Origin of the sequence: Desulfotomaculum sp. 1211_IL3151 (genome assembly GCF_036763075.1) — a bacterium.
GTDB lineage: Bacteria > Bacillota > Desulfotomaculia > Desulfotomaculales > Desulfotomaculaceae > Desulfotomaculum.
Map to the genome: position 1 here is coordinate 64,171 of NZ_JBAIYV010000032.1, position 9,631 is coordinate 73,801.

Annotated in this window: 12 protein-coding genes; all 12 read left to right on the plus strand. The window is 42.2% G+C overall.

Features of this window, described 5'->3' with window-relative positions:
- Nucleotides 1-14 precede the first annotated feature (14 nt).
- The 12 genes from murA to V6C11_RS08060 all read left to right on the plus strand — a co-directional run bounded on the left by murA (nucleotide 15) and on the right by V6C11_RS08060 (nucleotide 9,566).
- Nucleotides 15-1,268, plus strand: coding sequence for a UDP-N-acetylglucosamine 1-carboxyvinyltransferase (gene murA / locus V6C11_RS08005; RefSeq protein ID WP_333530616.1), 1,254 nt, complete (start codon nucleotides 15-17; stop codon nucleotides 1,266-1,268).
- Nucleotides 1,269-1,358: 90 nt separating this feature from the next.
- Entirely contained in the window at nucleotides 1,359-2,114 is a 756-nt protein-coding gene (locus V6C11_RS08010; protein ID WP_333530617.1) for a cell division protein FtsQ/DivIB, read from the plus strand.
- Nucleotides 2,111-2,812, plus strand: a complete 702-nt coding sequence (locus V6C11_RS08015) for a DUF881 domain-containing protein (RefSeq protein ID WP_333530618.1) — start codon at nucleotides 2,111-2,113, stop codon at nucleotides 2,810-2,812. The genes V6C11_RS08010 and V6C11_RS08015 overlap by 4 nt, the downstream gene beginning before the upstream one ends.
- 8 nt (nucleotides 2,813-2,820) lie before the next feature.
- The gene (locus V6C11_RS08020) at nucleotides 2,821-3,528 is read left to right on the plus strand and encodes a DUF881 domain-containing protein (protein WP_333530619.1); all 708 of its coding nucleotides are present in this window, start codon (nucleotides 2,821-2,823) and stop codon (nucleotides 3,526-3,528) included.
- Nucleotides 3,529-3,530: 2 nt separating this feature from the next.
- Entirely contained in the window at nucleotides 3,531-3,872 is a 342-nt protein-coding gene (locus V6C11_RS08025; RefSeq protein ID WP_333530620.1) for a small basic family protein, read from the plus strand.
- Between the two features lie 78 nt (nucleotides 3,873-3,950).
- Nucleotides 3,951-4,937 carry a cell division protein FtsA gene (locus V6C11_RS08030; RefSeq protein WP_333530621.1) on the plus strand — a complete coding sequence of 329 codons (987 nt, stop codon included), beginning with the start codon at nucleotides 3,951-3,953 and terminating at the stop codon, nucleotides 4,935-4,937.
- A gap of 46 nt (nucleotides 4,938-4,983) precedes the next feature.
- Nucleotides 4,984-6,042: a cell division protein FtsZ gene (gene ftsZ / locus V6C11_RS08035; protein ID WP_333530622.1), complete on the plus strand. Its 1,059-nt coding sequence runs from the start codon at nucleotides 4,984-4,986 to the stop codon at nucleotides 6,040-6,042.
- Nucleotides 6,043-6,223: 181 nt separating this feature from the next.
- A complete protein-coding gene (locus V6C11_RS08040; RefSeq protein WP_333530623.1) occupies nucleotides 6,224-6,373 on the plus strand; it encodes a hypothetical protein in 150 nt (49 codons plus the stop codon).
- A gap of 480 nt (nucleotides 6,374-6,853) precedes the next feature.
- Complete coding sequence (gene spoIIGA / locus V6C11_RS08045; protein ID WP_333530624.1) at nucleotides 6,854-7,762, plus strand: sigma-E processing peptidase SpoIIGA; 909 nt, start codon at nucleotides 6,854-6,856, stop codon at nucleotides 7,760-7,762.
- Between the two features lie 33 nt (nucleotides 7,763-7,795).
- A complete protein-coding gene (gene sigE / locus V6C11_RS08050) occupies nucleotides 7,796-8,521 on the plus strand; it encodes an RNA polymerase sporulation sigma factor SigE (protein ID WP_333530625.1) in 726 nt (241 codons plus the stop codon).
- A 237-nt stretch (nucleotides 8,522-8,758) separates the two neighbouring features.
- Nucleotides 8,759-9,151, plus strand: a complete 393-nt coding sequence (locus V6C11_RS08055; RefSeq protein WP_333530626.1) for a hypothetical protein — start codon at nucleotides 8,759-8,761, stop codon at nucleotides 9,149-9,151.
- A gap of 112 nt (nucleotides 9,152-9,263) precedes the next feature.
- The gene (locus V6C11_RS08060) at nucleotides 9,264-9,566 is read left to right on the plus strand and encodes a hypothetical protein (protein ID WP_333530627.1); all 303 of its coding nucleotides are present in this window, start codon (nucleotides 9,264-9,266) and stop codon (nucleotides 9,564-9,566) included.
- Nucleotides 9,567-9,631: the final 65 nt, after the last annotated feature.

Below are 9,631 nucleotides of genomic sequence, written 5' to 3' on the forward strand. Positions count from 1 at the left end.
GAGGTGACAATAAAATGGAGAAATTCGTAATTGTAGGAGGGAACCGCCTAAAGGGAAGCATTAAAGCTAACGGATCAAAAAATGCATCTTTACCAATTCTAGCAGCAACTTTGTTAACTGGCGGAGTTTGTACAATTCATCAGGTGCCAAGGCTAAAGGATGTTTTTGTTATGCAGGAACTGCTTGCCTATCTTGGTGCCAAGGTAACCTTTGAAGGAAATACCATGACAGTGGATGGTTCTAAGGTGCAGCCACAGGAAATCTCAGAGGATATAATGAGGAAGATGAGGGCATCGAACCTTGTTTTAGGCCCCCTGCTGGGTAGGTTCGGTCATGTTAAGATTTCCCACCCCGGTGGCTGTAACATTGGTTCTCGCCCCATGAACCTTCATTTCAAGGGGCTAAATGCTTTGAAGGCCAACATAACAGAAAAATTTGGTTATATCTCAGCAGATGCCAGTCAGTTAACTGGAACGGTTGTGCATTTTGATGTGCCCAGTGTAGGTGCAACGGAAAATATGATGATGGCCGGGGTATTGGCCGAAGGAACCACCGTGCTTAGAAACGCGGCCAAAGAGCCGGAGATTGTGGATTTGCAAAATTTCCTCAATGCCCTGGGGGCAAAAATTGTCGGTGCCGGTACAGATGTTATTCGCATTGAAGGGGTGAAAGAATTAGGATCCGTTACCCATACCGTCATTCCGGATCGTATTGAAGCAGGCACCCACATGATTGCCGCAGCCATTACCCAAGGTGATGTTACGGTGACCAATATCATACCAGAACATCTGGACCCGGTTATCTATAAATTAAAAGAAGTAGGCGTTCAGGTGGACGTGGGAGACGATTGGGTGCGTGTTCAGGGTACCGGGCAACTAAAAGCAGTGGACATTAAAACCATGCCCTATCCCGGCTTCCCCACCGATATGCAATCCCAAATGATGGCTTTACTAAGCATTGCCGATGGGACCAGTGTAATTACAGAGACTATTTTTGAAAATAGATTTAAACATGTCCCAGAATTTCGTAGAATGGGGGCCGATATATATTTAGAAGGCCATACAGCGGTGGTAAAAGGAGTAAAGAGATTAACAGGTGCCTGTGTTGAGGCCACCGATTTGAGAGCGGGGGCAGCCTTAATATTGGCGGCTTTGGCCGGGGAAAATGGTACCGTATTAAGTAATATCTCACATATTGATCGCGGCTATGAAAGAATAGAAATAAAATATAATTCACTGGGAGCACGTATTATAAGAGTCAATAGTTAATGACTCTTTTTTTAGTTTTGTCTTGGACAAGTATCATACTCTTCGTTATAATGTAAAAAACAAGTGTAAATAAAAGCAAGGAGTGGCAATGTGTATCGACCTCGGTCAGGTACCCCTCAGAAAAATAACCACTTAATACAAAGTGTTTTTTTTATTTTGCTGGTTACCGTTGCCATATATGTATTACTGCAATCACCTTTGTTTGAAATTAAAACAGTTGTTGTTAATGGCAACCGACAACTAAAGAAAGAAGATATTATTCGTTACTCTGGACTGCAGAATGGTCTTAATATTTTTAAGGTTAACCTATCCGCCAGCGAAGAAAGATTAGGGCTTGTACCCTTTATTAAGGGTGTAGAAATGAAACGTGCCTTGCCCAATAAAGTCATTATTGAAGTTGAAGAACGGAATGCGGTGGCCTTAATTCCAGTAGAAAATGGTTTTATTAAAGTAGATGCAGATGGGGTATACTTGCAGAGGGGCCAAATTGCCTCAGCCTTGCCGATTATTACAGGTTTAGCTATCCAACTCAAGGGACCGGGCAAGGTCATTGAGTCAGAGTACCTACCTGCAGCTTTAAAAGTTCTCTCCCAGTTACCCCGACCGATTATCATGAAGCTATCCGAGCTAAATTTCAATAAGGCTGGACAAATTACCATTTACACCATTGACGGTGTTCAGGGCAGATTGGGTTTAATGAAGGATATTGAGTATAAAGGGATTGTTTTTCAGCAGGTATTAGCCACACTGCAACAATCGGATAATAAAATTCAATATATTGATCTATCAAACCCACGGGTACCTGTGGTAAAGTACTTAAAAGAGCCGCAGGAGGGCCGGCAATGAAACTAAAAGAATACCAATGGGGCCTTATATTAGTTGGCATTGTCCTTGGGTTAATGCTGACAATGCAATATCGCTCCTATAAAGATATTAATGAAACACCCCCCATTGCCAGGGTACAGGCCCTGTCCAATGAAATAAAGGAGAAAAGAGAAGATCGGCTTCTCTTGCAAAAGAGAGTTAAGGAATTAAGGGACAAGCTAGACAATAAAGCCACGATCAATTCGGATGTCATACGTTCTGAATTGGAAACCTACCGCATCATAGCCGGCATCAAGGCTGTCGCGGGTCCCGGCGTGGAGGTTACCCTAAATGATAGTGATGTGCCCTTGGCTCCGGGACAGGATCCAAATTTTTATGTACTGCACGATGAAGATGTGCTAAAGGTTCTTAATGAACTAAAGGCCGCGGGAGCCGAAGCCATTGCCTTAAACGGGCTAAGGTTAACGGCCACCAGTGAGATAAGGTGTATTGGCCCAACGATTCTGACCAATAAAAACAAAAGGCTGTCTGCACCTTTTACCATTACAGCCATAGGCAACCCAAAAACTTTAGAGAGCTCGCTTTTTATGAAGGGTGGCGTGGTGGATCAACTTAAATTTTGGGGGATACAAGTGGACGTGCGTAAAAAGGATAACCTAGAAATTGCAGAATATACAGGCCCTACCACCTTTGAGCATGCTAAATCTATTCAAGAGTAGGTGGTATGATGAAAAAAACATTATATGCATCCATCCTTTTAGTTTCTGTGATATTAGGTTTTATGGTTGCATTTCAATTTAGAACCGCTGGCAGGGTAGATTCCGGGGTATCCATAGACCGGGTTCAACTCCTGACCACAGAGCTAAAACAATTAGACAGAGAATATATTACCCTTCTGGAAGAAGCCCAGGATTTAGAGCAAAAATTAGCTCAGGCAGAAAAGGGCCGACCCCAGGCCTCTCAAGCTGTTCATGAGGAATTACAAAAGGTTCGCCAGCTTGCGGGGATGACTAAAATGCAGGGCCCTGGTGTTGAAGTTAACCTTGCTCCCGTTACCAGAGAAGAAGATCAGACCGGGGAAAATCTTTTTACCGTAAGGGATGAAGACCTGCTGCGAGTCATTAACGAGCTGAGGGCTGCCGGGGCGGAAGCTTTGGCCATTAATGGTCAACGTATCATCTCTACCTCTGAGATTCGGCTGGCGGGAGCCTTTATTGACGTTAATCTTACAAGAATATCTGCTCCCTATTCGATTTTAGCCATTGGTGCCCCTGGTCAATTGGAAAGTGCCCTGATTATTAAGGGTGGCTTGGTGGATCTCATGGATGACTGGGGTGTCGCCGTAACAGTAAATAAAAGAGAAGCAATAACTGTTCCAGCCTACACTCATCGGATTAATTTGGAATATGCCAAACCACTTAAGGAGGCCAGCTAACCATGTGGATAGGGATCATATTGGCGGCGACTGGGTTAGCCATAGGCATTTTGGCTGGATTAAATCTCCCGGTGGTATTGCCGCAGGTCTATGCCCAGTATCTGGGCTTAGGAGTGTTAGCCGCCTTAGATTCGGTTTTTGGCGGTATTCGAGCTGCTTTGGAAGATCACTATGATAATCATATCTTTGTTACGGGTTTTTTTAGCAATATCCTTTTGGCTGCCGGCTTAGCTTATATTGGAACGAAATTAGGGGTGCCTCTAAGCACCGCGGCTGTGGTGGCCTTTGGTGTAAGATTATTTCAGAATCTGGCCATAATTAGGCGACATCTGTTAAAAAAATAACTATTTTATAAATAAGTAAAAGGGAATTTTTATTCTATGTTGAATTTACAATTTAAGTAAACAGTTTCTCAATAGGAGGTGCCTGGCTTGGCCAGGAGACAATTCATTGGTGGACTTGATATAGGTACGACCAAAATTATAGCGGTTGTAGCCGAAATCAGCCCCAGCGGCTACCCGGTGGTTAAAGGGCTGGGGGAGTGTGCTGCCATTGGCATAAGAAAGGGTTCCGTTACAGATGGCACCTCACTGACCAAGGTCATTGACCAAGCGCTTAAAGAGGCCCAGGATATGGCCGGTGAAAAAGTGGCATCGGTTTATGTGGCTTCTCACGTTGTTAAGCAATTGACTGACCAAACCAACATTGTGGATGAGAAGTTAATAGAGAGTATTAAAGAGGTTGGTTTAAAGATACAAGAAACTTTACCTGCCATTGTTGCTTCTGCCCAAGCAGTACTAACGGATACCCAGAAAAATATCGGGACCGTTTTGGTGGATATAGGTGGAACGATTACGGAAATTGCCGTATTTGATCAAGGTTTACCGAAATACACAGCAACCTTAAACGTTGGCTGTGACCATATTTCAAGCGACCTAGCGGTATGTTTGCGTACCTCCATCCGTGAAGGGGAACGTATTAAAAAGCTGCTCGGTTTAGAAAAAACAGAACCTCAGTTACAATTGGAAGTTAGTAGTGTGGGGGGGCATGAAAAAAGAAAAGTGCCTGCCAGCGCTGCCTTAGATATAATACATTCCAGGGTTCAAGAAATATTTGAACTGATTCAAAAAGAGCTGAATGATCAGTTCCGTTTAGAAGCTCTGGCCGGTGGGTTAGTATTAACCGGTGGTGGGGCACTATTAAGGAATGTTGTGAAGCACGCGAATTCACAATTAAACCTTGCCAAGGTGGAGATAGGCATTCCTGCCAAACTTAGTGTACCCAAAGAGCAATGGCAAAGTCCTATTTATGCTTCATCTCTTGGGCTGGTAATGTATGGTGCTCTAAAAAGTTTCCGCTGCTCGGATCGCCTTTCAGGATGGCGTGGAGTAATTAACAGGTTTATCTAGTAAAGGCAAAGCGGCTTGATTGTGATAATACAGAGGAGGATAACTTATGCTTGACTTTGAAATGGCAATGGATCATTTTGCGAATATTAAGGTGATAGGTGTTGGGGGCGGCGGTAACAATGCAGTAAATAGAATGATTAGTGCGGGTCTCAAGGGTGTTGAGTTTGTTGCTGTGAACACGGACGCTCAATCACTTTTCTTATCCCAGAGTGATAGTAAAATTCAGATTGGCAATAAATTGACCAAGGGATTAGGTGCCGGTGCTAACCCGGAAATTGGCTGTAAAGCGGCTGAAGAAAGCCGTGAAGAGATTATGCAAGCTCTCAAAGGTGCTGACATGGTGTTTGTAACCGCCGGCATGGGCGGTGGTACCGGAACGGGTGCTGCTCCTGTGGTAGCAGAGATTGCCAAGGAACTGGGTGCCCTAACAGTTGGTGTAGTTACCAAACCCTTTACTTTCGAAGGAAGAAAAAGACATAGCCAGGCAGAGTCAGGAATTGAGAACTTAAAGAGTAAGGTTGATACTTTGATTACGATACCCAATGATCGTTTGCTGCAAGTTATCGACAAGAATACCTCTATTGTGGAGGCCTTTCGCATTGCCGACGATGTATTACGCCAAGGTGTCCAGGGTATATCCGACTTGATTGCGGTCCCTGGTTTGATTAACCTGGACTTTGCAGATGTCAAGACCATTATGAAAGATGCTGGTTCTGCCCTGATGGGTATTGGGGCATCTTCTGGGGAAAACAGAGCAACCGAAGCAGCCAGAGCAGCCATTTCCAGCCCTCTTTTAGAGACATCCATTGAAGGGGCGAGAGGTGTGCTATTGAATATTACAGGTGGTTCTTCTTTGGGCTTGTTTGAGGTAAATGAAGCTGCTGAGATTATTGCCCAAGCTGCTGATCCTGAAGCAAACATTATTTTTGGTGCTGTGATTGACGAAAGAATGAATGAAGAAGTTAGGGTAACTGTCATTGCCACTGGCTTTGATCATAAAGTACCTGCCAGAAAAGAAACAAAGAAACAGGAAATGGAGGCCATTAAGCCCTTTGCCGGCCATGATGACCTGGATATTCCGGCGTTTCTCCGCCGTCGAGGCTAAAGAAAACTTGGCTTACCTGCCCGTAACGACATGTTCACAGGCAGGTAAGCCTTATTTTTAGGTCAAGACCATTCTTTGACAAAAATCAAACAATAAATATGAACACAGCATTTTTAAAAGGATAACCTTCATCACCGAGGGTACACTAAAATAAACAAATATCAAAGGAAGGTGTAGCAAGATGAAGGACATGCAATTCAATAGGGAAAACCTAACAAGGAAAGAAGACCTCAACAGGATAAGAGGTCTACAACAATTTGAAGACAATAACAAAGGTCCTGCCAAAAAAGATTCGAATCGCAATGATATCAATGATCCCATCAGTAAGTAACGTTTGTATTAAATAAGAAAAACCAATTATGTAGAAAAATGATGTAAAAAATTTCCAATTCATTACCAGATATTGACAAGTTTCACTGACCCTGGCGTGTATAATATTGCCAGGGTTTTTTGTATTTGCAGGAAGCAGAAAGTTGGAAAGTGGAAAGTTAAAAGAGCTTCGGTTGCTAACAGCACCAGCAAAAAAGGAATACTTAGGGGAGATACAGACACAGGGGGACGGTTCTTTTGTGTTCGCCCCCTGTGTCCCTAGGGGACGAACACAAAAGAACCGTCCCCCTGTGTCCGAACAATGTTAGAAAGATCCTTTGCTACCGCCCAGGTTGACAGAGATTTAGACGGCCAAATGCCTGCACCATGGAATGCTAGGGTATTTTTCAGGATGCCAAAAAAATTGGCATATTTTGCAACAGTAAGTTATAAACTGGTACTAGACAGTATACTGCTGCTGCATGGGTAGAGGTTTATCATTATGAGACAAGTGGTCTATCTGGATGAAGTGATTTTGGTAAATTTGGTCATGAACCTTACGGTGCTGTGGTTAACCGCCCGGTTTAACGGCAATAAGTTGTCCCTCTTCAGAATCTTGGCCGCGGCCTCGGTGGGGTCTATTTATGCATTGACGGTTTTGTTTCCTGGCTTGACAATCATTAAAAGCCTTTGGGTCAAATTGATGATGGCCGTGGTGATGGTTTGGATTGCCTTTGGTTTTAGCGGCTGTCATAAATTTGGCAGGGATTTTTTGTGTTTATTTATCGCGGGCTTTTTTCTTGGTGGTTTATCCTTGGGTTTGCATTATCTGTTGTCTGCCAGCCCAAGCATGACAGCCGAGGGTTCGATTATGACAACTGACTATCAAAAGTGGTTTGTTTTAGTAATAACCATCATCATCGCCTACTGCATTGGTAAATGGGGTGCCTTGCTGTGGCGCAAAAAAGTGGGACAAATGAACCATAAAATTCCCCTTACAGTCAAGCTATGGGGGAATAAGATCTCCGTCGAAGCTTTAGTGGACACAGGAAACCAGTTGGTAGAACCAATAAGCCAACACCCAGTTGTGATTATTGAATATGAAGCCATTAAGCCAATACTCCCCAGAGAAATTTCCGGACTATACAGCAATGGCTTGCCCCAGGATGGTGCTACACTATTAACATTGCTTTCAGATAGTCCCTTTATTCCACGCTTACGATTGATACCTTTTCAATCCCTTGGCAAGGATCATGGCATGCTGTTAGGAATACGCCCAGATGAAATAGAAGTAAGCTATAACGATACAAGTTATAGGGTACAAAATGTGCTGGTGGGAATATACCATAAAAAATTAAGCAATGAAACCACCTATCGGGCACTTTTGCATCCGCAATTATTGACCTTTTAGTCTTATAAGGAACGGGTTCAAGGAGGGAGATGCTTGAAAAACGCTTGGCAGTTTAAAATTTTGATTCGACTTTACTTGGCCCGGGTAATCCATTGGCTGGGCTATCAACAGGAAATTCACTATGTAGGAAGCAGCGAGGCTTTACCGCCACCGCTCTCCAATGATGAAGAAATCGACCTCATCGAAAGATTGGGAGACGGTGATCTTAAGGTTAAAAATGTACTCATTGAGCGGAATCTTCGTCTGGTGGTTTACATAGCACGAAAATTCGAAAATACTGGCGTGGGTATTGAAGATTTGGTTTCCATTGGAACCATTGGTTTAATTAAAGCTGTCAATACTTTTGATCCACACAAAAAGATCAAACTTGCCACTTATGCCTCCAGGTGCATAGAGAACGAAATTTTAATGCACCTGAGAAGAAATAATAAAACTCGCTCAGAGGTTTCCTTTGATGAACCCTTAAACATTGACTGGGATGGCAATGAGCTGTTGCTTTCAGATGTACTCGGTACAGAAAATGATATTATTTACAAAAATATTGAAGAGGAAGTTGATAAAAAGCTTTTGCATCTGGCCCTGATGAAGCTTTCCGGTCGGGAAAGAAAGATAATGGAGCTTCGGTTTGGGCTTAATAATGGAACGGAAAGGACACAAAAGGAAGTTGCAGACATGCTGGGAATCTCCCAATCCTATATTTCACGGTTGGAAAAAAGGATTATAAAGCGCTTAAAAAAAGAAATTCATCGTATGGAATAAAAATTTTAAAGGATAGCAATATTGAGAAAAAGCCTCAAAAACACACATTAAAGGTGGTTTTTGGGGCTTTTCTGTGGTGTTTGATCATGTATATAAGAAATTTGCCAAGGTAATTGTTGGAAATGTCAATTATCTATAATTTCTAATATTTCTTCTTGCCCCTAGAAATTACGGGGGTGATGCAGAATTTTATTTAACGGATTCTTGATTTAATTTTAGAATATGGGGGGGTTAGTAATGTATAAGTTTAAGAGAATTACCATGAGCCTTCTATTGGTTATGTTTATGTTTATGGCTTTTTGTGTTCCTTCAATGGCATCAGATGACGTGTTAGGAACATCTATTGAAGTTCCTGTCATCACAGTTGACGAAGATACTGACAATGTTAATACAGAAAAGGATTCATCTACTGAGGTTTCTATTACTACAGTTGATAAAAACAGTAACAATGTAAACAGTAGTAAAGAAAGCAGTAGTGACGGAATTATAAGCCCTCATCAAGATGTATCAATACCGACTAATGTTAGCGCAGTAAAAGTAACAAGTACTGGTTTTCAAGGATATCGTTTGACTCCATCTCCCGGTTGGCTTTCATTTAGTGAGCTAAATGACACAGCCACAATAAACTAAATGAATAACTGACAAATCAGAAGTAAGGTTAAGTAAAACCAAGCCCAATTTTATTTCTGGATATATACATGATATAATCCCTCCAGAGCAAAAATGCTGGAGGGATTATATCATGTATATATCCGGCACCCAGAGATTGCAGTGGTCAAGACTTACCATGCCAGCGGAGCTTCGTACTAAACTCCTTAACATCGATAGAACTTTTCTATTATCATTCTTGAAAGGAAACAATATGATGAATGACTTGATAAAAAAATACAAACATAAAATTATACCCGGCGAAAAAAGTATTGAAGAACTTATAGACTACTTAAAACATAAAACGGATATTGTTGAAATCGCCGCAACAGAGCTGGTCTTCTGTCAAGATATCGGACAAGTTAAAAGTAGAAATATCCCTAGTTTATTGTTTTAACATGCTAAAGCACTTTCGAAATCATAAGGTGATATCATGCCACAATGTTCATGAATTCTAACAGT

Bases quoted from the DNA above. Each gene is read 5' to 3' on its own strand.
- murA (WP_333530616.1), top strand. From the start codon at position 15: ATGGAGAAATTCGTAATTGTAGGAGGGAACCGCCTAAAGGGAAGCATT.
- V6C11_RS08015 (WP_333530618.1), top strand. From the start codon at position 2,111: ATGAAACTAAAAGAATACCAATGGGGCCTTATATTAGTTGGCATTGTC.
- V6C11_RS08020 (WP_333530619.1), top strand. From the start codon at position 2,821: ATGAAAAAAACATTATATGCATCCATCCTTTTAGTTTCTGTGATATTA.
- V6C11_RS08025 (WP_333530620.1), top strand. From the start codon at position 3,531: ATGTGGATAGGGATCATATTGGCGGCGACTGGGTTAGCCATAGGCATT.
- ftsZ (WP_333530622.1), top strand. From the start codon at position 4,984: ATGCTTGACTTTGAAATGGCAATGGATCATTTTGCGAATATTAAGGTG.
- V6C11_RS08040 (WP_333530623.1), top strand. From the start codon at position 6,224: ATGAAGGACATGCAATTCAATAGGGAAAACCTAACAAGGAAAGAAGAC.
- spoIIGA (WP_333530624.1), top strand. From the start codon at position 6,854: ATGAGACAAGTGGTCTATCTGGATGAAGTGATTTTGGTAAATTTGGTC.
- V6C11_RS08055 (WP_333530626.1), top strand. From the start codon at position 8,759: ATGTATAAGTTTAAGAGAATTACCATGAGCCTTCTATTGGTTATGTTT.
- V6C11_RS08060 (WP_333530627.1), top strand. From the start codon at position 9,264: ATGTATATATCCGGCACCCAGAGATTGCAGTGGTCAAGACTTACCATG.